Annotated in this window: 31 protein-coding genes and 1 riboswitch; of the genes, 28 read left to right on the top strand and 3 right to left on the bottom strand. The window is 28.6% G+C overall.

Annotated features, from left to right (window positions below; genetic code table 11):
- Nucleotides 1-58 precede the first annotated feature (58 nt).
- A complete protein-coding gene (locus ACH5BK_RS10530) occupies nucleotides 59-409 on the top strand; it encodes a hypothetical protein (RefSeq protein ID WP_404307152.1) in 351 nt (116 codons plus the stop codon).
- Between the two features lie 21 nt (nucleotides 410-430).
- Here the strand turns inward: ACH5BK_RS10530 and ACH5BK_RS10525 are convergent, their stop codons facing one another.
- Nucleotides 431-2620 carry a methyl-accepting chemotaxis protein gene (locus tag ACH5BK_RS10525; protein ID WP_404307150.1) on the bottom strand — a complete coding sequence of 730 codons (2190 nt, stop codon included), beginning with the start codon at nucleotides 2618-2620 and terminating at the stop codon, nucleotides 431-433.
- Between the two features lie 104 nt (nucleotides 2621-2724).
- On the opposite strand from ACH5BK_RS10525, the gene ruvA reads away from it, so the two are divergent.
- The 9 genes from ruvA to ACH5BK_RS10480 all read left to right on the top strand — a co-directional run bounded on the left by ruvA (nucleotide 2725) and on the right by ACH5BK_RS10480 (nucleotide 11879).
- The gene (gene ruvA / locus ACH5BK_RS10520) at nucleotides 2725-3294 is read left to right on the top strand and encodes a Holliday junction branch migration protein RuvA (RefSeq protein ID WP_404307148.1); all 570 of its coding nucleotides are present in this window, start codon (nucleotides 2725-2727) and stop codon (nucleotides 3292-3294) included.
- 18 nt (nucleotides 3295-3312) lie between these two features.
- Nucleotides 3313-4353, top strand: a complete 1041-nt coding sequence (locus ACH5BK_RS10515) for a D-alanine--D-alanine ligase (RefSeq protein WP_404307146.1) — start codon at nucleotides 3313-3315, stop codon at nucleotides 4351-4353.
- 2 nt (nucleotides 4354-4355) lie between these two features.
- Complete coding sequence (locus tag ACH5BK_RS10510; RefSeq protein ID WP_404307144.1) at nucleotides 4356-5075, top strand: alpha/beta fold hydrolase; 720 nt, start codon at nucleotides 4356-4358, stop codon at nucleotides 5073-5075.
- A complete protein-coding gene (locus tag ACH5BK_RS10505; RefSeq protein ID WP_404307142.1) occupies nucleotides 5062-6507 on the top strand; it encodes a Mur ligase family protein in 1446 nt (481 codons plus the stop codon). The genes ACH5BK_RS10510 and ACH5BK_RS10505 overlap by 14 nt, the downstream gene beginning before the upstream one ends.
- Before the next feature lie 11 nt (nucleotides 6508-6518).
- Nucleotides 6519-7007: an HIT family protein gene (locus ACH5BK_RS10500; RefSeq protein WP_404307140.1), complete on the top strand. Its 489-nt coding sequence runs from the start codon at nucleotides 6519-6521 to the stop codon at nucleotides 7005-7007.
- 101 nt (nucleotides 7008-7108) lie between these two features.
- Nucleotides 7109-8353 carry an NAD(P)/FAD-dependent oxidoreductase gene (locus tag ACH5BK_RS10495; RefSeq protein ID WP_404307138.1) on the top strand — a complete coding sequence of 415 codons (1245 nt, stop codon included), beginning with the start codon at nucleotides 7109-7111 and terminating at the stop codon, nucleotides 8351-8353.
- A 75-nt stretch (nucleotides 8354-8428) separates the two neighbouring features.
- On the top strand, nucleotides 8429-9778 hold the full coding sequence (locus ACH5BK_RS10490) for a hypothetical protein (protein ID WP_404307136.1): 1350 nt from the start codon (nucleotides 8429-8431) through the stop codon (nucleotides 9776-9778).
- Nucleotide 9779: 1 nt separating this feature from the next.
- Nucleotides 9780-10784, top strand: coding sequence for an ATP-binding protein (locus ACH5BK_RS10485; RefSeq protein ID WP_404307134.1), 1005 nt, complete (start codon nucleotides 9780-9782; stop codon nucleotides 10782-10784).
- A 3-nt stretch (nucleotides 10785-10787) separates the two neighbouring features.
- Complete coding sequence (locus tag ACH5BK_RS10480) at nucleotides 10788-11879, top strand: VWA-like domain-containing protein (RefSeq protein WP_404307132.1); 1092 nt, start codon at nucleotides 10788-10790, stop codon at nucleotides 11877-11879.
- Between the two features lie 13 nt (nucleotides 11880-11892).
- Here the strand turns inward: ACH5BK_RS10480 and ACH5BK_RS10475 are convergent, their stop codons facing one another.
- Nucleotides 11893-12015 carry a hypothetical protein gene (locus ACH5BK_RS10475; RefSeq protein ID WP_404307130.1) on the bottom strand — a complete coding sequence of 41 codons (123 nt, stop codon included), beginning with the start codon at nucleotides 12013-12015 and terminating at the stop codon, nucleotides 11893-11895.
- A gap of 97 nt (nucleotides 12016-12112) precedes the next feature.
- Nucleotides 12113-12190: riboswitch (cyclic di-GMP riboswitch) on the bottom strand.
- Between the two features lie 49 nt (nucleotides 12191-12239).
- Complete coding sequence (locus tag ACH5BK_RS10470; protein ID WP_404307128.1) at nucleotides 12240-12869, bottom strand: TetR/AcrR family transcriptional regulator; 630 nt, start codon at nucleotides 12867-12869, stop codon at nucleotides 12240-12242.
- A 116-nt stretch (nucleotides 12870-12985) separates the two neighbouring features.
- On the opposite strand from ACH5BK_RS10470, the gene ACH5BK_RS10465 reads away from it, so the two are divergent.
- The 18 genes from ACH5BK_RS10465 to rpsH all read left to right on the top strand — a co-directional run bounded on the left by ACH5BK_RS10465 (nucleotide 12986) and on the right by rpsH (nucleotide 22215).
- Nucleotides 12986-13558, top strand: coding sequence for a hypothetical protein (locus tag ACH5BK_RS10465; protein ID WP_404307126.1), 573 nt, complete (start codon nucleotides 12986-12988; stop codon nucleotides 13556-13558).
- A gap of 330 nt (nucleotides 13559-13888) precedes the next feature.
- The gene (locus ACH5BK_RS10460) at nucleotides 13889-14956 is read left to right on the top strand and encodes an ABC transporter permease (protein ID WP_404307124.1); all 1068 of its coding nucleotides are present in this window, start codon (nucleotides 13889-13891) and stop codon (nucleotides 14954-14956) included.
- Nucleotides 14957-15633: 677 nt separating this feature from the next.
- Complete coding sequence (gene rpsJ / locus ACH5BK_RS10455; protein ID WP_071627220.1) at nucleotides 15634-15948, top strand: 30S ribosomal protein S10; 315 nt, start codon at nucleotides 15634-15636, stop codon at nucleotides 15946-15948.
- A 16-nt stretch (nucleotides 15949-15964) separates the two neighbouring features.
- Nucleotides 15965-16540 (top strand): 50S ribosomal protein L3, encoded by a 576-nt coding sequence (gene rplC, locus ACH5BK_RS10450; RefSeq protein WP_404307121.1) that lies wholly within the window; start codon nucleotides 15965-15967, stop codon nucleotides 16538-16540.
- On the top strand, nucleotides 16537-17148 hold the full coding sequence (gene rplD / locus ACH5BK_RS10445; RefSeq protein ID WP_404307119.1) for a 50S ribosomal protein L4: 612 nt from the start codon (nucleotides 16537-16539) through the stop codon (nucleotides 17146-17148). The genes rplC and rplD overlap by 4 nt, the downstream gene beginning before the upstream one ends.
- A 1-nt stretch (nucleotide 17149) precedes the next feature.
- The gene (locus tag ACH5BK_RS10440) at nucleotides 17150-17431 is read left to right on the top strand and encodes a 50S ribosomal protein L23 (protein ID WP_254577568.1); all 282 of its coding nucleotides are present in this window, start codon (nucleotides 17150-17152) and stop codon (nucleotides 17429-17431) included.
- Nucleotides 17432-17442: 11 nt separating this feature from the next.
- A complete protein-coding gene (rplB, locus tag ACH5BK_RS10435; protein ID WP_404307117.1) occupies nucleotides 17443-18270 on the top strand; it encodes a 50S ribosomal protein L2 in 828 nt (275 codons plus the stop codon).
- 9 nt (nucleotides 18271-18279) lie between these two features.
- Nucleotides 18280-18555: a 30S ribosomal protein S19 gene (gene rpsS / locus ACH5BK_RS10430; protein WP_404307115.1), complete on the top strand. Its 276-nt coding sequence runs from the start codon at nucleotides 18280-18282 to the stop codon at nucleotides 18553-18555.
- 3 nt (nucleotides 18556-18558) lie between these two features.
- Nucleotides 18559-18891: a 50S ribosomal protein L22 gene (gene rplV, locus ACH5BK_RS10425; RefSeq protein ID WP_254577571.1), complete on the top strand. Its 333-nt coding sequence runs from the start codon at nucleotides 18559-18561 to the stop codon at nucleotides 18889-18891.
- Entirely contained in the window at nucleotides 18891-19589 is a 699-nt protein-coding gene (rpsC, locus tag ACH5BK_RS10420) for a 30S ribosomal protein S3 (RefSeq protein ID WP_404307113.1), read from the top strand. The genes rplV and rpsC overlap by 1 nt, the downstream gene beginning before the upstream one ends.
- A gap of 2 nt (nucleotides 19590-19591) precedes the next feature.
- Entirely contained in the window at nucleotides 19592-20017 is a 426-nt protein-coding gene (gene rplP / locus ACH5BK_RS10415; protein ID WP_404307111.1) for a 50S ribosomal protein L16, read from the top strand.
- On the top strand, nucleotides 20004-20195 hold the full coding sequence (gene rpmC, locus ACH5BK_RS10410) for a 50S ribosomal protein L29 (protein ID WP_404307109.1): 192 nt from the start codon (nucleotides 20004-20006) through the stop codon (nucleotides 20193-20195). The genes rplP and rpmC overlap by 14 nt, the downstream gene beginning before the upstream one ends.
- Before the next feature lie 11 nt (nucleotides 20196-20206).
- Nucleotides 20207-20458: a 30S ribosomal protein S17 gene (rpsQ, locus tag ACH5BK_RS10405; RefSeq protein ID WP_404307107.1), complete on the top strand. Its 252-nt coding sequence runs from the start codon at nucleotides 20207-20209 to the stop codon at nucleotides 20456-20458.
- Nucleotides 20458-20826 carry a 50S ribosomal protein L14 gene (rplN, locus tag ACH5BK_RS10400; RefSeq protein WP_404307105.1) on the top strand — a complete coding sequence of 123 codons (369 nt, stop codon included), beginning with the start codon at nucleotides 20458-20460 and terminating at the stop codon, nucleotides 20824-20826. The genes rpsQ and rplN overlap by 1 nt, the downstream gene beginning before the upstream one ends.
- Before the next feature lies 1 nt (nucleotide 20827).
- On the top strand, nucleotides 20828-21067 hold the full coding sequence (rplX, locus tag ACH5BK_RS10395) for a 50S ribosomal protein L24 (RefSeq protein WP_404307103.1): 240 nt from the start codon (nucleotides 20828-20830) through the stop codon (nucleotides 21065-21067).
- A 1-nt stretch (nucleotide 21068) separates the two neighbouring features.
- Nucleotides 21069-21617: a 50S ribosomal protein L5 gene (rplE, locus tag ACH5BK_RS10390; RefSeq protein ID WP_404307101.1), complete on the top strand. Its 549-nt coding sequence runs from the start codon at nucleotides 21069-21071 to the stop codon at nucleotides 21615-21617.
- On the top strand, nucleotides 21617-21802 hold the full coding sequence (locus tag ACH5BK_RS10385; RefSeq protein WP_254577578.1) for a type Z 30S ribosomal protein S14: 186 nt from the start codon (nucleotides 21617-21619) through the stop codon (nucleotides 21800-21802). The genes rplE and ACH5BK_RS10385 overlap by 1 nt, the downstream gene beginning before the upstream one ends.
- Before the next feature lie 14 nt (nucleotides 21803-21816).
- A complete protein-coding gene (gene rpsH / locus ACH5BK_RS10380) occupies nucleotides 21817-22215 on the top strand; it encodes a 30S ribosomal protein S8 (RefSeq protein ID WP_404307099.1) in 399 nt (132 codons plus the stop codon).
- Nucleotides 22216-22223 lie beyond the last annotated feature (8 nt).

Below are 22223 nucleotides of genomic sequence, written 5' to 3'. Positions count from 1 at the left end.
TCTTATCATTAAGTAAAAATAAGTTAAACTCATGTATTAAGTACATTAAGGAAGATATATGAAGTATGAAGAGTTGATACATGAGTTATGTGATGTGATAAAACAAACAGAAAATAATGCTACACTTATATATGAGAATTTACAAAATATCTCAGACTTAACAGATAACTTAAGTGTAATTGAACATGATAAAAATAGAATTAATAGTCAAGTATCTGATGCAATGGGTCATCTTCAACATCAAGATTTATACAGACAAAGAATAGAAAAAGTTGTTAATTTTGTTTGTGAAAAGCATGATATTGATAAATCTCAATATAATATCGCTAATAGTGCAAAAAATATAGATAGTGATGATAATTTAAGTGAAGAAGAATTAGAAGAGCTTATTAAACAAATGCAAGCTTAATAAAGAAGTTAAATAACTTCTTTATTTCTCACAAGCGTCTTTTTTAAGACGATTTAAATTTCCAAAGATTTTTAGTGTTGTTATTTCCACTTCTTTTGCTCTTTCATTTAATATTTTATTATCTTCTTTATTAGCATTTTTATCTACAAGTAACTGTAAATTATCATGGAATTCTTTTGTTAAATTATTTAATTCTATCATCGTTTCTGTATTTTGTTTTTTCCCTGAATTTTTATGTTCTTCACACCAATTTTTAAGTTTTATATCTTCTTGAATTTTCCATGAATTGTAACTTCCAAGTTTAGAGTATGTTTCATCTTTTTGTCTTAATAAATCGACTTTTAATTCTGCTGTATCATAAACTAAATCTACATCACAAACCTTGTTTAAAGCTTCTTTTAAAAATGAAGCCCTAGATGCAGCTGTTACTAATGAATCAGACATTTCTGCTATATTATTAGCCATATTTGAAATGTTATTAGCAACTTCTGCGTTTCTTTGTGTAGCTTGATCTAATGTATTAATTGCATCATTAATTTGAACAATACCTTTTTCTTGCTCTCTTGAAGCAATAGCAACTTCTTCAATTGTTACAGTTGTGTTTGAAATGTTATCATTTAACTCTTTGTATCCTGTAATCATTTCATCTGAAATTACTTTACCTTCTTGCGCTTTATTAGTTGCAGCTTCTACTATTTCTTTAATCTCTTTAGCAGCTTCTGCACTTCTACTTGCTAAGTTTCTTACTTCTTGAGCAACTACCGCAAAGCCTTTTCCTGCTTCACCAGCTGTTGCTGCTTCCACTGCTGCATTAAGTGATAGTATATTTGTTTGGAATGCAATTTGATCAATAACTTCAATAGCTTCATTAATAGAGCTAACTTGTGTATTTATCTCATCCATAGAACCAGCAGTTCTATTTGCTAAACTTTCACCTTTTTTAGCAGAGTTAGTCACACTTTGTGCTAATTGTGACATTCTTTGTGTTGCTTGCGTATTTGATTGAATATTAGATGTTATTTGTTCAAGTGCTGCTGCTGTTTCTTCAAGTGATGAGGCTTGTTGATTAGACGATGTAGATAAATCTTTAGAGGCACTTGAAAGAACATTTGTATTTTCTTTTAGAGAATCACCAGTATTCATAATCATTGCTAAAATTTCTGAAGTATTATTTCCAACTAATTTTATCCCAGATGCTAAAGAACCTAAATCTCCATATATCCCTTTGTCATCAATTTTGTAGTCAAATTTAGATTCAGAATATTTTCTAAGAGTTTCATTGATTTTATCAAGTGTTTCTTTTGTATGAGAAATCATTGCATTAAGTTGATTTTTTAAATTTTCAACATGAGGGTTAGAAGCTGTACTTTCAACTTGATAAACAAAGAAACCACTTGCAGTTTTTTCTAAAATATCATTTGCTTCTTCAATTACAATTTCATCTTTTTTAAGACCAGCTCTTACTTTTTTCATATATTCATTAAATAAATCTGCAACTTCTCCTACTTCATCCTTAGATTGTACATCAAGTGTAATTGTAGGGTCATTTGATTCTAAAAGCTTTTCAAAGCCTTTTTTTAAGTCACCAATAGTATTTGTAGCTCTTTTTACTATAAAGAATACAAATAAAATTGTAACCCATCCAGCAATAGTTGCTACAACTAAAATATGTACTAATAAATCCCAAATTTCATCATCTGCTTCATCAAGTGAAAATGTTAAATCCATAACACCAATTACATCACCTTGAGCTTGATTTGCATGACATAATAAACAGTCTTGAGTAGCAACCATAGGTTTAATCATTCTTAAAGCATGGCCATTTTCATCTTGAGTTTCTAATAGTAAAGGTTTTTTTGTTTCAAATGTTTTTAGTATTTTTTCATCAGTTGTGTAAGTTGAGCCTTCACTTGGATACATTTCCATTAAAGGTTTACTTTTGGCTACTGTTAAGTTTTTTACACCTTTTATTTCTCTTGCATCATCTTCTGCTTTTTTTATTTGAGCAGGGTCACCTGTATTCATAGCATTTCTTAAACTTTGAAACATTGCAGCATTTAACATTTCTAAGTTTTCTTTTGTATTTTCAATTGTATTTCTACTAACTTCTTTTGTACTAAAATATACAATAGTTAAAGTACTAATAGTAAGTAAAACCAGAAGAGAAAATATGATTTTATTACTAATCTTTTTTGTTACTAATTCAAACATTATGGTGGCCTTTAAATTTAAGTCTATTTATTATATAATCAACTTTATTTATAAAATATTAATTGTAACATAAATATAACATAATTCTTAAGAAAAGTAGGAAAATGATTGTAGGTCTTGAAGGAAAAATAACTAAAAAAGAGCCAACGTTATTAAACATCAATGTAAATGGTATAATCTACGAAGTTAACGTCTCTCTAAACTGTTCTCAACGTATCACAAATAATGAAATTTCATTGCTAATAACACAAATAATAAGAGAAGATGCAAATATCCTTTATGGCTTTTTGGATCCTAATGAAAAGAAGCTTTTTGATACTGTTATTAAGATAAATGGAGTAGGGCCAAAAGTAGCTCTTGCTATATGTTCTACTTTTACTGCAAGCTCATTTTCTCAAATAGTTACAGACAATGATGTATCAATGCTTAAAAGAGTTCCAGGGATTGGTCCAAAAGGTGCAAGTAGGATTCTAGTGGAGTTATCAGGATTTATAGTAGATAGTGATGATGCTTCAAGTGAAGAAAACTTAGCTGCCTCAGCTTCTCTTGAAGCAGCGCTTGCTTTAGAGTCTCTTGGCTTTAAAAAAGATATGGTTTCAAAAATCTTAAAAACTTGTAAAAGTACAAATACAAGTGATTTAGTAAAAGAAGCTCTTAAAAAATTACAAAAATAAAATCACAAAAGGAATTTAATGAAAATAGCAATAGTTTTTGGTGGGATAAGCTTTGAACATGAGATTTCAATAGTAAGTTCAATTGCAATGAAAGATGTTTTAAAAAATGAATTAGTCTATATATTTTTAGATGAAAACAGAGAATTTTATCATATCCCAACAGATGTAATCAAATCAAAACTTTTTAGTTCAGGAGATTACAAAAAATTTGATAAATTAAGTATTGCGAAAAATGGTTTTTATAAAAAAGGTGGATTGTTTTCTAAAGAAAAGCCATTAGACTTTGATATAGCATTAACACTTATGCATGGTGGAGATGGTGAAGATGGTGTGATAGCTTCACTTTTTGAATTCTATAATATTCCTTATTTAGCTCCAAGAGTTGAAGCTTGTGTAGTTAGTTCAAATAAGTTTTTAACAAAAGGTTATGCTTCATCTGTAGATGTAAATGTAGTTGACTATAAATACTTTACAAAAGGTGATGAAGTAAAAGTTGAAAAATTCCCTATGATTTTAAAACCTGTTAAATTAGGTAGTTCTATTGGTGTTTCTATTGTAAAATCAGAAGAAGAATTAGCGTATGCTTTAGATGTTGCTTATGAGTTTGATGATGCAATTATAATTGAGCCATTTATCAGTGGTGTAAAAGAGTATAATTTAGCTGGTACTAAAGTAAATGGAGAGTTTAAATTCTCTATTTTAGAAGAGCCACAAAAAGCCGAGTTCTTAGATTTTGATAAAAAATACCTAGACTTTTCAAGAACTTCTAAAGCAAAAGAGGTTGATCTTGGTGTTGAGTTAAATGAAAAAGTAAAAGAAGCATTTAAAAGAATTTATAATAATCTATTTGAAGGTTCAATTATTAGATGTGATTTTTTTGTAATAGATAATGAAGTTTATTTAAATGAAATTAATTCAATACCAGGATCTATGGCAAACTATTTATTTGATGATTTTAATGCTTTATTAAATGAAGTCGCTTTAAATCTTCCAAAAAGAAAACATATACCAATTTCTTATGAGTATGTAAATAAAATTCATAGTGCAAAGGGTAAATAGTTTTGGCAAAAAAGAGTGTAAAAGTAGAAAATAAAGAGTATGAAATCTCTTATGAACTTGTAAATCCAAGTGCAAAAAAAGATTTTGTAGTTTTACATGGTTGGGGTTCAAATAAAGAGATTATGAAAAACTCTTTTGGAGCATATTTGAAAGATTTTAGGCATATTTATATTGATATGCCAGGTTTTGGTAAAAGCCATACTTCTTATGAACTTACTACACCTTTATATGCCAAAATACTAGAGGAGTTTTTGTCTGAATTGAACTCTTCAAAAGAGATAATTGCGGGGCATTCTTATGGAGGAAAAGTAGCAACACTTCTAAATCCATCATATTTAGTACTTTTAAGTAGTGCTGGTATTTTAGAAGAAAAAGCTTTTGACGTAAAAGTAAAAATTGCTATTTCAAAATTTTTTAATTTTATTGGTTTAAGTGGTATTACAAAAGCCTTTAGAAGTAAAGATGTAAATACTATGAGTGAAAATATGTATGCAACATTTAAAAATGTAGTAAATGAAGATTTTAGCTCAAATTTTAAAGCTTTTAAAAATCAAGCATTAATTTTTTGGGGAGAGAAAGATACAGCTACTTCCTTAGATTCAGGTAAAAAAATAGCCTCTTTAATTAATAACTCAACATTTATATCATATCATGGTGACCATTACTTCTTTGCAAAAAATGCAAAAGATATTTGTGAGAGAATAGAAAATGCAATACCTTGAATATTTTAATATATTTACACATATAGTTTTAATAATGAGTTTAGGTTGGTATATTATTACTAACCTTCAATGGTACAACTATAAAATTGAAAGAGTTGTTTTAAAACATCATAAATGGCAATGGCATATTACATACTTTTTAGCGCCTATTGTTCTTTTTTATTTAATACCTGAGATTTATTATTCTATTTATTTTTATGCTTTATATTTAGTTAGTTTTATTTTATGGAATAAGAAACTTGATAAACCTTTAGTTTTAACTGCTAGAGTAAAAAGATTTCTATCAATACTTCTTTTTACAACTTTTATTTTAACAGCTCTTTGTTTAGCTAGTCAAGCTTGTGCAAATAAATTTATCTTTGCCCCACTTATATTAGCTTATGGTATTTCAACAATTTTAGAGAAGATATTTTTTATCTCTTTTAAACATAAAGCCAAGCAAAGATATGAAAATATTAGAGGTTTAAAAACTGTAGCTATTACAGCTTCTTTTGGGAAAACTTCAATAAAAAACTTTTTATACCATATCTTAAAAAACAAATATAAAACATATAAAACACCAAGATCTGTAAATACAATTGCTGGTATTGTTTTAGATGTAAATAGAGATTTACCTGATGATACTCAAGTTTATATTGCAGAAGCAGGTGCTAGAGTAAAAGGTGATATTGAAGAAATAGCAATGTTTTTAGAACCTCAAATTTGTGTAGTTGGATCAATTGGTGAAGCTCACATTGAATACTTTAAAACTATTGATAATATTATTCATACAAAAATGGAACTTTTAAAATCTCCAAAGTTAGAAAGAGGTTTTGTTCATGAATCAACACATATAAAAGATTATGACACTATTACAAAGTTTCCAAATGGTTTACACGTAACAAAAAGTGATTTAAATGGTATATGGTTTGATGTTGAAGTAAATGGACAAATTGAACATTTTCATGCACCAGTTTTAGGAAGTTTTAATGCAATAAATCTAACAGCAGTTATTTTAGTTGCACACCATTTAGGTATGAGTATTGATGAGATTAAATTAGCTCTTCAAAGTCTACCTCAAGTTGAACATAGACTTCAAAAAATTGAAGCAGGTGGGAAATTAATTATTGATGATTCTTTTAATGGAAATATTGAAGGAATGCTTGAGGGAATTAATATTTGTTCTTCTTATGAGGGAAGAAAAGTAATAATCACACCTGGGTTAGTTGAATCAACAGATGAAGCTAATATTTTATTAGCAAATGAAATTAATGAAAAATTTGACCTTGCTATAATAACAGGAGATTTAAACTCTCATTTATTAAGTTCAAATATCGATGAAAGTAAAGTATTTATTTTAAAAGACAAATCAAAAATGCAAGAGATTTTAGCCCAAAAAACAAAAGTAGGTGATTTGATTCTTTTTGCAAATGATGCACCAAACTTTATATAGGATAAATGAAAATGGAACACTTATATGCCCCATGGAGATACTCTTACGTTAGTGAAGAGAAAATTGAAGGTTGTATTTTTTGTCATATTTCAAAAAACTTAGATGATGAAAAACTTCAAGTTTTATTTCATGATGAGTATTGTTATGTAGTTATGAATAAGTTCCCATATTCCCCTGGTCATATTATGGTAATTCCTCATTTTCATACTGATAAAATAGAAGATTTAGATGATAAAACATGGGAAGTTATAAGTAAAAGAGTAAGACAAGGAGTTAAGCTTTTAAAAGATGTTATGTCTTGTGAAGGTGTAAATATTGGTATGAATTTAGGTAAAGCAGCAGGTGCTGGAATAGCACAGCATGTACATTATCATATATTGCCAAGATGGCTTGGAGATACAAACTTTATAAGCTCAATTGGAGGCAATAGAGTCTATCCTGCTGATTTTGATGAGATTTTTAACAAATTGAAAAATTCTACTTCAAAATACTTTATATAAACATTCAATTAAAAAAATTATATTATAATATTTTCACATATTTTAACTACTAAAATACAAAAAATTAATATATTATTTATAAAATATTTTAAGGATTTATTATGAAACGAGATATCGTAATAATTGGTGGAGGTATTATTGGATTAATGAGTGCTTATTTCTTGCATAAAGCAGGAAGAAAAGTAACCTTAATTGATGAAAATGATATTACAAATAGTACTTCTTTTGGAAATGCAGGTTTACTATCCTCTTTTGATAAGGCTCCTTTAAGTCATCCAGGGGTAGTTGGGGAAACATTGAAGATGATGTTAAAAGGTGAGTCTCCTGTAAAGCTTCATCCTAAATTTGATTATCAGCTTTTTAAGTGGTTATTTGAATTTGTAAAAAATGCAAATCATGAAAGACTTAAAAAAACACTCATTCTTTTTGAAAAATATGGACAAGATACTATTGATTTATATAAACAAATTCAAGAAGAAGAGAATTTAGATTTTGATTTTCATCATACTGGAATGTTATCAGTTTTTACAGAGCAAGATAGTTATGATAAAAAGTTAAAACAGTATAATTATGAAGATAGTAAAAGATTTGAAATACTTACAAAAAACAGACTAGAAGAGTACTTGCCTTGTGCAAGTTCTGATGTAAAAGGTGCTATATTATTTAAGAAAAATGCTCATTTAGATCCTCAAAGAGTAATGCTTGAAATGAAAAATTATTTAATTGAAAATGGTGTGGAGTTTATACTAAATGAAAAGATAGAAGATATAGCTTTTAGTGATGATAAAGTTATAAGTGTGAGTTCTAAAAGTTCATGCTATGAAGCAAATAGTTTTATTATGGCTACAGGATATCAAACACTTTTAGCAAAAAGAAGAAAAAAACAGTTGATGATGACACCTGCAAAAGGTTATAGTATTACTTTTGAAATGCCAAAAGAATTACGCCCTAAAACTTCTTGTTTATTTAATGATTTATTTATAGTAATGACTCCAAGAAGAAACAATGTAAGACTTACATCAAAACTTGAATTAGGATCCTCTAATCCAAAAATAGTAAAAGCTCAAATAGATAGTATAAAAGAAAATTTTAAAAAATATACAAAACCTTTTGAAATGAAAAATATTAAAGAGTGGAGTGGGTTTAGACCTTTAACACCAAATGATAGACCACTATTTGGGAAAGATGAAGAGTATGATAACTTAATATATGCTATGGGGCTTGGTTGGCTTGGTATGACATTTGCTCCAAGTATTGCTAAAACACTCGAAAATTTAATCGTAAATGATTTAAAAAATGAAGAAGATGATGATGTTCTTCTTTTCTCAGGATTCTACCAAGGTTAGGGTCCTAGACTTTAAAATAGCTTAATTCTACATTATAAAACTTTTTTTTAATAAATACTAAGATACTATTTACAGATGAATAATTATGAAAATCAAAATATATTTTTTACAGGAAGAGCTAACCTTATTGATTTAGAAGAGTTAGAAAAGTATTTATTACAAAAAGGTGCAGTTCTTGTTGATAGTATACAAAAAGCAAATATTGTTATAAAAGGTAAGTTTACACCTATTGTTATTGAAGAAGAGTTATATGAGTTATCGAAAACACAAATTGATATTTTAGAAATAAATAAATTAGAGGAGGAGTTTTCAAAGAATCTTGATATAGATTCTGTATTGTTAGCTATTAAAATATCAAAAGATCAAGAAAGATTATTAAAACTTTTAAGTAATGAGTATTTCGATGATGAAGTTTTTATAAAACTTCTAAGATTATATGATTTTAAAGATGAGGATATTTATGATACTGATGAAAATAGGGATGTTTGTACTAAAATAGTAGAGAGATTTTGTAGTTTAGTTGAAACAAACCACAATATTCAATATGCACCAATAGGAGTATATTACACAGCCCTAGAAGCTACACACCCTAAGCTTTTAGAAGTATTATACAATATGCCTGATTTTTCTATTTCTGATAAAAATGCTCAAAAAGATCAACCTTTGAATTTAAAAGAAGTAGTAGCTTTAAATCCAAATAGTTCAAAGACAATGCATTTGCAGATTATAAAAAATAATAGAGTAAATGAACTAAGATTTTTAGCATTAAATGAGGCTATTTCTCTAATGGTTCAAAAAAAATTATTTGAAAAAAATATTCAAGAAGTAAATATTTCACTTATAAAAGCCTCAAACTATGAAGTAGATATGATTGACGAATTTTTAAAAGATGATATTTTAAAAAAAGAACTTCTAAAAACAATAACTTTAAATGAAGAATTATTTAATAAATTTATTGAAAATATTGATGATGTGTTTTTGATATATTTATCTATGAATGAAACTTTAAATACTAAAATGATAGATAGACTATTTCAAAAAGATATAGAAAATGCAAATATAAATCTTTTAAAAAATAAAAATTGCTCTAATCTAAAAATAGAAGAGTTTTTAAAGAAAAAAGATAAAGTATATAATATAGCTATTGCTCATAATATTAATTTGTCAAAAGAACAATTTGAAAGCTTATATAGTTTAAATGATTTTGATATTAATATCTCTCTTGCTTCAAATATCAATACTCCAAAAGAGATACTAAAAGATTTAAGTAAGCTAGATAATAGAATAATAAATGAAGCTTTATGTGAAAATATAAGTACTCCAATAGGAGTACTTTTACAATTTCAATATGATGGTGGCTTAAAATCGATTATCTCTAATAATGATAGTTTTAGAGAGTTTACAAGAAAAAATATAGGAATGTAATATGAAAGCTAGTGATTTAAAAAACTCTTTAGAGTCTTTGATAAATAGTAAAGTCCCTGTATTTATTTGGGGAAATCCTGGAGTTGGAAAATCTTCACTTGTAAAGCAAATAGCAAATGAAAAAAATATGAACTTTATTGATTTGAGATTAAGTTTACTGGATCCAACTGATTTAAGAGGAATACCATTTTTTGAAAGTGAAACAAAAAGTGCAGTATGGGCAAAACCTGAGTTTTTACCTAATACTAACTCAAAAGAAGAAGGAATTCTTTTTTTAGATGAGATAAATTCAGCTCCTCCAACTATTCAAGCAGCTGCTTATCAACTTATTTTAGATAGAAAAATAGGAGAATATACTCTTCCCTTAAACTATGCAATTATTGCAGCAGGAAATTATGAAACAGATAGAGGTGTAACTTATAGAATGCCAACACCTTTGGCAAATAGGTTTGTACATCTTGATTTTGATTTAGACTTTGATGAGTGGAAAAGATGGGCTTATACTTCAAATATTGATACTCGAATTATCTCATTTTTATCATATAAAAGTGAAAGTTTATTTACTTTTGATGCAAAATCAAAAGAAAAATCTTTTGCTACTCCTAGATCTTGGTCTTATGTAGATGATATATTAAAATCAAAATTAGAAATAAACTTACTAGAAGAGGTAATAAGTGGTGCTGTTGGAAAAGATAGTGCAGTTGAGTTTATGAACTATTGTAAAATTATGAAAGATTTACCTGATATAAATGCTATCTTATATGGTAGCTTAAAAGAAGTACCTCAAAATAATTCTGTTTTATATGCTTTATGTACTGGAATAACTTATGCTTTAAAACAAAATCAAAATGTACAAAATATAACGAATGTTTTAAATTACTCCTTAGAGTTACCAAATGAATTTTCAGTGATGTTGATTAGAGATATTCAAAAAGAGGGTATTAATATTGAGAGTTCACCTTCATGGAAAACATGGAGTGATGCAAATAAGTTTTTAATTGGCTAAGTTTTGAAAAACCAAATAGAACAGAGAATTTCAAGAGTAAAGTCTTCATTGATAATTGAGCAACCATATTTTGGATCAATAGCTTCAACTCAAAAGGCAGTGTTAAATGAAGATTTAAAGACCTATCTTTCAACTAGTAAAAACTTTGAATATAATGATGATTATATAAACTCATTAAGTGATGATGAACTAGGTTTTGTACTTACAAATTCAGCAATGCATCAAGCCTTTTTACATGATAAAAGAGTTGATTCAAGAATGCAATGGCTTTGGGTTCTAGCCACAGATTATGCAATAAATTGCTTACTTGTTAATAATGGTTTAGAACTTCCCGATGGTGTAAATTATGATGAAAGATTTGATGATATGAGTGCAGAGGCTATTTATGCTGCACTTGAAAATGAAATTGATGATGATAAACATACACCTGAGCAAGTATCACAAATAAAGTTTGAAAAACATCAAGAACAAGAAATAGATAATAATCAAGAAATACAAGATATGCATGAACAGCTTTTAAGTAAAGCCAAACTTCAAGGTGATTTACCTCTTGGTATAGAAATACTTGTACCAAATTTATATGAAGGAAAAATCTCTTGGGAAGATGAACTTTATAATATTATAGAACAGTCTATAAAATTTGATTATAAACTCATACCTCCAAATAAAAGATATATTTCTCAAGGTTTTGCATTACCATCTTTACAAGGAACAAAAGCTAAACTTGTAGTTTGTATTGACAGTTCTGGTTCTATTGATGGAAAACTTTTGTCAAAATTTTTAGCAGAGGTTGAATCTATAATGAATAGTTTCGAAAATTTTGAAATAGATCTATTAGTAGCAGATGCAAAAGTGCATGAACATCATATTTTATATGCAGGAGATGAACTATCATATACCTTAAAAGGTGGTGGGGGTACTAATTTTGAAAACACTTTTATTTATATTGATGAAAATATTGATGATGTAAATTTATTTTTATATTTTACAGATGGCTTTGGTAAATTTCCAATAGAAGAGCCTAGTTATGAAAGTGTTTGGGTTTTAAGTGAAGATATAGAAGTTCCTTTTGGTAAAAAACTTCTATTAATCTAATTTATATTTTACTTTAGCTTGAAAAGAGTTTGAAAAAAGGTATCATATCTTGAATATGCATAAGTAAAATAAGTGTGAATGAAAAAATAGCTAATAAACAGCTATTCTTTAATTCTTTTGTTGCTAGTATTTTCATTTTTAATCTCCTAGAATGTTCAAAGAAGTGTAGTTCGCGTGTAACCTCTTTATTTTAATTCATAGATTAGATTAAAATTGCCAATTGCATTGGTTTTGAGTGCAATCCGGCTATCTTAAATCTAAGACCCGTGACTTTCCGTCCTTACCTCACGATAAGTTTGGCTATACTAATTTTATGTTATTTTTTATTACAAGAAGCTTACTTATGGGAAAGCTTTAGTTTTATTTAGTCATTTTTCTAATTAAATCTTTACCTTTTTGCGTAAGATTAGGGTAAATCATAAATTCGAAGAATACCTCTTTTGATTCTTGTAGTGTTTCTAACGTTACATCGCCTGTTGTTGAAGCAAAAGTTTGCCAATATGCTGTAATAAACCAATGAAGTTTTGCTCTTTTATTTAAAGAACTTCTGTTTAGTTCTTTGATTAAACCTTCTTTTATAAGATATTTTAGTAGACCTTCTATTTGACTTATTCTTATTTCTTGGTTTTTTGTAAATGCTTTTTTTAGATTTGAATCCATTGCTATTAGAACAGTTGCATCTCTTAGTAAAAATCTATATTCAAAGAAAAGTTTTGCGTATTGATTAAACATATTATCCATTGCTTCAAAAAAGTTTTCATGCATTAACATATTTTCAAAACTATTAAGCTCCATAAATTTAGAGCTTAATTCCATATATAAATCAAGAACTATTTCTTCTTTATTTTTATAATGGTAATAAAGATTACCAGGTGAAATATCAGCTTGTTTAGCTATGTGATTTGTAGTAATACTCAATGAGTCTTTTTCATTAAAAAGTTTCATGGCAGATTGTTTTATTTTTATTTTTGTATTTATTTTCTTTTTCATGATTTATTTTAACATTTTAGAGCTTTTACTTGATTTACTAGAGTAATTACTCTAAAATTAAGTTGTTTATAAAAAATATTATTTTAGAATAAATAAAATAACAAGAAAGGTTACAGGTGGAAACAAAAGCAGGTGCTGGGTTACCTAGTATGGAAAAAAATATAATCAGGTATGTTTTAATACCAATTGTAAGGTTACTTATGAGTTGGAATTTGGCACTTTTTCTTATAAAAAGGGAAAGAAAACTTATAGAAAAATTAACATCTTCTTTATCAAAAGAACAAAAAGAAAGGAGAATAAAAATAAATAGAACTTTTGCTATAGAAGAACATAGTTCTGATTATTCTGTAAATATGGCTTGTGAACATTTATATATTACAGGTAATGCAATTATGAATGTAATTGATACTTTATCAAAAGAAAAAGAGTTTAAACATAAAATCACAATAGAAGCAGTAAAACCAATAGGTGAAGACAAAAATGCTATTACAAACTTTTTGAAATTTATGGAGACTTATGAAAACTATATAAAAGAGCATAAAAAAAATCAATCAAAACAAACTAAAGCACATCCTTGGTTTATAAATTTCAATAATCATGATTGGAGCTGTTTTATGTTTATGCATACTTTTATTCATAGAAGACAAGTAGAAGAAATAATTAGAGTACAAAAGGAAAAATATGAATAATTATAATGGAACGATATTAAGAATAGGTTTTATATTTATTTTTTTATTAACAGTTTGGCTTTTATTAGGAGGAATCATTTCTTTATTGATTACTTATTTATTTAATATAAATTTTAATTTACATATACTTAGCTATGCAATTACTTCTATTTTAGTAATACGGATTTTTTATCCAAAATTTATATTTAAGAATTAAGAGGAAAAGAAATGAAAGAGAGTCTTAAAAAATTTTATAAGAATAATTTTGTATTTAAAGGAAAAGAAAAACTCTCCAAACTTTCAATTTTTTTTATAGTTTTATTAAACTTATTCGTTTTTAGTATTTTACAAATGGGTATAGAGTTTCAAGTAAAAATACTTAATAATCCTTATAATAAATATTCTAGCACTTGTAAAAATATAGTGACATCAAGTAAGGTTGAAAGTGTAAATAGCTATTACTATATAAATGAAAGTAGAAAATATAATAGTATTCAAAAACAAGATGTTTCAAATAAATGTAAAGAAATTATAGCATTAATAGAAGATATCAAAAAACAGCATAATATAAAAGATTTAAGAAAAGAAAAACAGTTATTAAAAAAAGAGTTATCATCTATAAATAATCAAATAAAATTCTATCGAGAAAACTATAACACTACATTATTTGAAAATATTCAAGTTCAAAATAAAAAACAAATAAATAGTGAAATTAAAAATAAATATAATCTCTATTTAGAAAAAAGAAAAAAGCTAAATGAAAAAATTCAACAAATAGATAAAAATTTTGCTTCATCAAAAAGTGTAAAGAAGTTAGTTTCGTATATCAAAAAAAATAAAGATTTAGTAAAAGAAGAATATAAAGAAAAAATAAAAGTATATGAAATAAAAAAGGATTTAATTACTTTAGCATTTTTATTGCCACTTTTACTAGTATCTTTCTTTTCTATGAAAAGATTTATGTTAAAAGAGAACTATATATTATATATAATTGCTAAAAATATTTTAGTAATAATTTCAATTCCTACAGTAATATCTTTTATTTCATTAATATATACACTTTTGCCAAAAGTATTTTTTGAAAAACTTATGAGTTTCTTCGCAAGTTTAGAAATACCATTTGTTGTTTACTATTTTGCATTAGCTGTTCTTGTAGTGGTTTTTACCTTTATCATAATAAAAGTGCAGAAAAAATATAAAGAAGAAAATACTCAATTTCAAAATACAACAATTTCAAAAATTGAATCATATAATAAAAGTATATGTAATAAATGTAACAATAAAGTAAACTATGAAACAATGAATTTTTGTCCAAATTGTCAAAATAGATTGAGAAGTAAATGTAGCACTTGCGAAAATATGAAAATAGTATTATTAGAATATTGTCATAAATGTGGAGAAAAAGAATCTATATCTTAATCGCATAAAATGATACTATTGTAGTACCTTTCATCAATATAATAGATATTATAGATGAAAGGTTGTGATATGAAAGTAATAAATTTCTTAACTGTGATAATTTTTTTATTAGTAATAACTGGATGCCATAATCAAAATACTAAAATTAGTAAACAAGATTGTATAAATAAAAATAAAAAATACAAGATTGAAAAACAACTTAATTATAGAACGGGTAAATATGTAGAAAGAGTGGTTTGTCTTTAAACTAACGGTCTCAAATATTTTATTTTAAATTCTAATATTATCTAACTGAATTATTCTATACTCAAAGCTGGAGTAAATACTTTTTATAAGATAAAAGGAAAAATGGCAGTATATACAAAAGCCTAAATAAAGGGTTAACTTCTACCTTATTAATATATACACACATTTCATAAGCAAATAATTAACATTTTAAAAGCGGTTTTACAACTTTACGTAAATAATTTAAAATTTAAGCCATAATCTTAGTTTATGCTTAATATGATACCAAATATACACTATCTTTCCTTTTAAAAAGGAAATAAAATAGACTTTTTTTATACCTAAAGCCCATTATACTTGACATTTAATTCCTTTTAAGTTATAATCCGCGTCCACTAAATGTGGTTAGAGTGCTTTTTCGGTACATCTAACGAGTTCTTTAAAGGAAAAAAATGGAAAAAATCAGATTAAAGCTTAAAGCTTACGATCATAGAGTTTTAGACAGAAGTGTTGCTTCAATTGTTGAAGCTGTTAAAAGAACTGGTGCTGAGTTAAGAGGTCCAATCCCTCTTCCAACGAAAATCAGAAGATATACAGTTCTTAAAGGTCCTCACGTAAACAAGGATTCAAGAGAGCAATTCGAAATCAGAGTTCATTCAAGAATGATTGATATCATTGCAGCGACTCCTGATACAGTAGATTCATTAATGAAACTTGACTTAGCTCCTGAAGTTGATGTTGAAGTTAGATCTATGGGTCAAGAATAAGAAGAAAGGGTAATAAATGGAATATATCGTAGAAAAAATTGGTATGAGTAGAACTGTTTCTGTTCCTGCTGTTCCTGTTACACTTTTAAAAGTTCTAGATACTAAAGTATGTGAAGTGACTGACGGTGTAGCAATTGTTTCTTACGCATCTGGTAAGAAGATGAATAAGACAATTGAAGGTCAACAAAAGAAATACAATCTATCTAAAGAGTTTAACAGATTTGCAACAGCAAACGTAGCAAATACTGAAGCAGGTGACTTAGATTTAGCTCCTTTATCAGAAGCTAAAGTTTTAAAAACTACTTTTAAAACAAAAGGTAGAGGTTTCCAAGGTGGAGTTAAAAGATGGAACTTCGCTGGTGGTAGAGCATCTCACGGGCATAGAATGGGTAGAAGAACTGGTTCAATCGGTAATGCAGAATGGCCAGGTAGAGTTCAACCAGGTAAGAAAATGCCAGGACAATACGGAAATACAAATGTAAGTGTTAAAAATGATGTAGTTTCATTTGACGCTGAAACTGGAATCTTAGTTGTTAAAGGTTCAGTATCAGGACCAAATGGTGCATTAGGAAAAGTAAAGGTTGCTAAATGAGTAATGCAGTAGTATTAAACGAAAAATTTGAAAATAATGGTGAGTTAGCATTACCAGCTAAGTATGATGAGATTAACTCTCACAACTTATACTTATATGCTAAATCTTACTTATCTTCATTAAGAGCAAATACAGCTAGAGTTAAAAACAGATCTGAAGTAAGAGGTGGTGGTAAAAAACCTAAAGCTCAAAAAGGTTCTGGTGGTGCTAGATGGGGTTCTAAAAGATCTCCTTTATTCGTTGGTGGGGGTCAAGTATTTGGACCATCTGCTAGAAACTATAACCAAAAAATTAACAAAAAACAAAAAGCTTTAGCATTAAAATTTGCTTTAAATGCACAAGCTAAAAATGGTTCATTATTTGTAGCAGACTCTGTTAAAATTGAATCAGGTAAAACTAAAGACGCAGTTGCAGTTTTAAATAAACTAGACAAAAGAGATACTCTTGTTGTAGTTGATACAATTGATGAGAAAACATACTTAGCGTTTAGAAATGTTAAAAACTGTTATATGGTTGAAAAGCAAGAAGTTAACGCTTATTTAATTGCTGCATACCACTCAGTACTAATTGAAAAATCAGTATTTGATGCATTAACAAAAGAGGCTTAAGATGGCAGATATTACAGATATTAAAGCAATATTATATACAGAAAAGACAATCGAGCTTCAAGAAAATGGTGTAATCGTTGTTCAAACTAGTCCAAGAATGACTAAAAACGGTTTAAAAGAAGTATTTAAAGAGTATTTTGGTGTTACTCCATCAAAAGTTAATTCTTTAAGACAAAACGGTAAAGTTAAAAGATTTAGAGGAAAGCCTGGTAAAAGACCAGATTTCAAAAAATTCTACGTTACATTACCAGAGGGCGCTGAAATAGCGAACCTATCAGCTTAAGGAGATTATAGATGGCAATTAAAAAATTTAGACCAATAACTCCTGCAAGAAGATTCATGTCTGTAATGGATACTTCTGATATTACTTCTAAACCAACAGTTAGATCTTTACTTGTAAGAGTAAAAGCTTCAGCTGGTAGAAATAATAACGGTAGAATCACTTCTAGACATAAAGAAGCAGGTGCTAAAAAATTATATAGAATTATTGATTTCAAAAGAAACAAGTTTGGTGTAGAAGGTACAGTATCAACTATTGAGTACGACCCATACAGAAACTGTAGAATTTGTTTAGTAACTTATGCTGATGGTGATAAGAGATATATCTTACAACCTTCTGGATTAAAAGTAGGTGATAAAGTTCAAGCTGCTGAGTCTGGTTTAGATATTATTCCAGGTAATGCAATGAGATTAAAATCTATTCCTGTAGGTACTATGGTTCATAACATTGAAATGAAACCAGGTAAAGGTGGACAAATTGCAAGATCTGCTGGTGGATATGCTCAAATCATGGGTAGAGAAGATAAATACGTTATCTTAAGATTACCATCTGGTGAAATGAGAAAAATTCTTGGTGTATGTATCGCAACAATTGGTATTGTTGGTAACGAAGATTACATTAACATGGTTGTTGGTAAAGCTGGTAGAACTAGACACATGGGTATTAGACCTCAAACTAGAGGTTCTGCAATGAACCCTATTGATCACCCACACGGTGGTGGTGAAGGTAAAACTAACTCTGGTAGACATCCTGTTACTCCATGGGGTATGCCAACTAAAGGTTACAAAACTAGAAAGAAAAAAGCTAGTGACAAACTAATCATTTCAAGAAGAAAGAAGTAAGGGTTTAAGATGGCAAGATCAATAAAAAAAGGTCCATTCGTAGACGCGCACCTAATGAAAAAAGTTATCAAAGCTGTTGAAGCTAACGATAGAAAACCAATTAAAACTTGGTCAAGAAGATCAATGGTATTACCTGATATGATTGGTTTAACTTTTAATGTGCACAATGGAAGAAACTTTGTTCCTGTAAATATTACAGAGAACCACGTTGGATATAAATTAGGTGAATTTGCACCAACTAGAACATTTAAGGGTCATAAAGGCTCTGTACAGAAGAAGGCGTAATCAATGGGTAAAGCAATATTAAAATTTATTAGACTTTCTCCTACAAAAGCAAGATTAATTGCTAGAGAAGTTCAAGGTATGAATGCTGAGTATGCTATTGCATCTTTAGAATTTACTCCTAACAAAGCTGCTGGAATCATCTCAAAAGTTATTGCATCAGCAGTAGCAAATGCTGGTTTAGAGCCAGAAGAAGCTGTAATTACTTCAGCTAGAGTTGACAAAGGTCCAGTTCTTAAGAGATTTACTCCAAGAGCTAGAGGTAGTGCATCACCTAAGCACAAACCAACTGCACACATTATGATTGAAGTAGCGGCTGCTGAAAAAGGAGATAAATAATGGGTCAAAAAGTTAATCCAATAGGTTTAAGATTAGGTATCAATAGAAACTGGGAATCAAGATGGTTTCCTAAATTTTCTAACATGCCAGCAAACGTTGCTGAAGATGATAAAATTAGAAAGTTCGTTAAGAAAGAGTTATACTATGCAGGTGTTGCTCAAACTATCGTAGAAAGAACTGCTAAAAAAATCAGAGTTACAATTGTAGCTGCTAGACCTGGTATCATCATTGGTAAAAAAGGTGCAGACGTTGAAAAATTAAAAGTTAACCTTTCTAACTTAGTTGGTAAAGAAATTGCTGTTAACATTAAAGAAGAGAGAAAACCACAATTATCTGGTCAATTATCTGCTGAAAATGTTGCACAACAATTAGAAAGAAGAGTTGCATTTAGAAGAGCTATGAAAAGAGTTATGCAAAATGCTCTTAAATCTGGTGCAAAAGGTATTAAAGTATCTGTTTCTGGTAGACTTGGTGGAGCTGAAATGGCTAGAACTGAGTGGTACTTAGAAGGTAGAGTTCCTTTACATACTTTAAGAGCTAAGATTGATTACGGATTCGCTGAAGCTCATACAACTTATGGTTGTATCGGTATTAAAGTTTGGATCTTCAAAGGTGAGATTCTTGCAAAAGGAATTCCAGCTGAAAAAACAGAAGAGCCTAAGCAAAAGAGAAGACCAAGTAAGAGAAGAGGTAAATAATTATGTTAATGCCTAAAAGAACTAAATATAGAAAAATGATGAAAGGCCGAAACAGAGGTAAAGCCCATAGAGGTAATACTTTAGCTTACGGTGAAATCGGACTTAAAGCTGTTGAACACGGAAGAATTGATTCAAGACAAATTGAAGCTTCTAGGGTTGCAATGACTAGAAAAGTTAAAAGACAAGCGAAAGTTTGGATTACTGTATTCCCAGATAAACCACTTACTGCTAAACCATTAGAAACAAGAATGGGTAAAGGTAAAGGTGCTGTTGATAAATGGGTAATGAACATTAAGCCTGGAAGAATTTGTTTTGAAATGGCAGGTGTAAGTGACGAGTTAGCAAGAGAAGCTTTAACTTTAGCACAACATAAATTACCATTTAAAACTAAAATTGTAACAAGAGATAGCGAAAATGAACTATACTGATTTAAAAGACAAAAGCCTAAATGAGCTTCAAGAGTTATTAAAAGAAAAAAAGGTGCTTCTTTTTGAATTAAAAGCGAAGCTAAAAACTATGCAGTTAACTAACACTTCTGAATTAAAAGCGGCAAAAAAAGATATCGCTAGAATTCAAACAGCAATTACTGCAGCAAAAGCTAACTAAGGATCCAAAGTATGACACATAAAAGAGAGATTCAAGGTGTAGTGGTAAAAAAATCTGGAGATAAAACAGCATCTATTCTAGTTACTAGATACGTTTTACACCCAAGATATCACAAGACTGTAAAAAGATTTAAAAAATATTTAATTCATGATGAAAGAAATGAGTTAAATGAAGGTGACAAAGTTATCGCTATTGAGTGTAGACCTTTATCAAAAACTAAATCTTTCAGATTAAAAACTATTGTTGCTACAGGAGTTAAGTAATGATTCAAAGTTTTACAAGATTAAATGTAGCTGATAACACAGGTGCTAAAGAGATTATGTGTATCAAAGTTCTTGGTGGTTCTAAGAGAAGATACGCATCTGTTGGTGATGTTATTGTTGCTTCTGTTAAAAAAGCTTTACCAACTGGAAAAGTTAAAAAAGGTCAAGTAGTTAAAGCAGTAGTTGTTAGAACTCATAAAGAAGTTCAAAGAGAAAACGGTTCATTAATCAGATTTGACGACAACGCAGCAGTTATTTTAGATGCTAAAAAAGACCCAATTGGTACAAGAATCTTTGGACCTGTTGCTAGAGAAGTTAGATATTCAGGATTCATGAAAATCGTTTCACTTGCACCGGAGGTATTATAATATGGCAGTTAAATTAAAAATCAAAAAAGGTGATACTGTAAAAATCATCGCTGGTGATGATAAAGGTAAAACTGGTGAAGTTTTAGCTGTATTACCAAAAGAAATGAAAGTAATCGTTAAAGATTGTAAAGTTGCTAAAAAAACTGTTAAGCCTGATCAAGAGAAAAACCCTGAAGGTGGTTTTGTAAACAAAGAAATGCCTATTGATATTTCAAATGTAGCAAAAGTAGAAGGTGAGTAAGATGGCAGCAAGATTATTAGAAAAATATAATGCAGAAATTAAACCAGCATTAGAAACTGAATTCCCAAAAAACAAGATGTTAACTGCTAAGTTAGACAAAGTAGTTATTTCTGTTGGTGCGGGTGAAGCTATGAAAGATAGTAAATTAATGCAAAACATTCAAGATACTATCTCTTTAATTGCTGGACAAAAAGCAGTTAAAGTTATTGCTAAAAAATCAGTTGCTGGTTTTAAAGTAAGAGAAGGTTACCCTGTAGGTGTTAAAGTTACACTTAGAGCTGAAAGAATGTATGAATTCTTAGATAAATTATGTTCTATTGCATTACCAAGAGTAAAAGACTTCCAAGGTTTAAACAGAAATGGTTTTGACGGAAGAGGAAACTTCAACTTCGGTTTAGATGAGCAATTAATGTTCCCTGAAGTTGTTTATGATGATATTATTAAAACTCATGGTATGAATATTTCAATTTCTACTACTGCTGATAACGATGCTGAAGCATTTAGATTATTAGAATTAGCAGGAATTCCATTTACTAAAGGAAGAGCGTAATGGCAAAGAAATCTATGATTGCTAAGCAAAAGAGAACTCCTAAGTTCTCTTCAAGAGCATATACAAGATGTTCAGTGTGTGGTAGACCACACTCAGTTTACAGAGACTTCGGACTTTGTAGAGTTTGTTTAAGAAAAATGGCTAACGAAGGTTTATTACCTGGTGTTAGAAAAGCTAGTTGGTAGGGAGAAAATAAGCTATGATGAATGATATAATCGCAGATGCTTTAACTAGAGTAAGAAATGCTGCAATGAGAAAATTAGATGTTGCAACATTATTACATTCAAATACAGTTGTTGGTATTTTAGAAGTATTACAACAAAAAGAGTACATTGAAAGTTACAAAGTAATTGATGGTGAAAACAACAAAAAAACTATTCAGGTTTCATTAAAATATGATGATAATGATAACTCTGTAATTAACGAAATTAAAAGAGTTTCTAAACCTGGTAGAAGAGTTTACAAATCTTTTGATGAACTAAAAAACTTTAAAAATGGATACGGTACAATCATTGTTACAACTAACAAGGGTGTTATTGCTAACGACGAAGCTTACGCTTCTAAAGTTGGTGGTGAAGTACTGTGTACAGTATGGTAGGAGAGTGT

The sequence above is a fragment of the Arcobacter sp. YIC-80 genome (assembly GCF_044841725.1).
Taxonomy (GTDB): Bacteria; Campylobacterota; Campylobacteria; order Campylobacterales; family Arcobacteraceae; genus Arcobacter_B.
The sequence above is the reverse complement of the archived record's forward strand: the minus strand, read 5'-3'. Positions and strand labels throughout refer to the sequence as shown.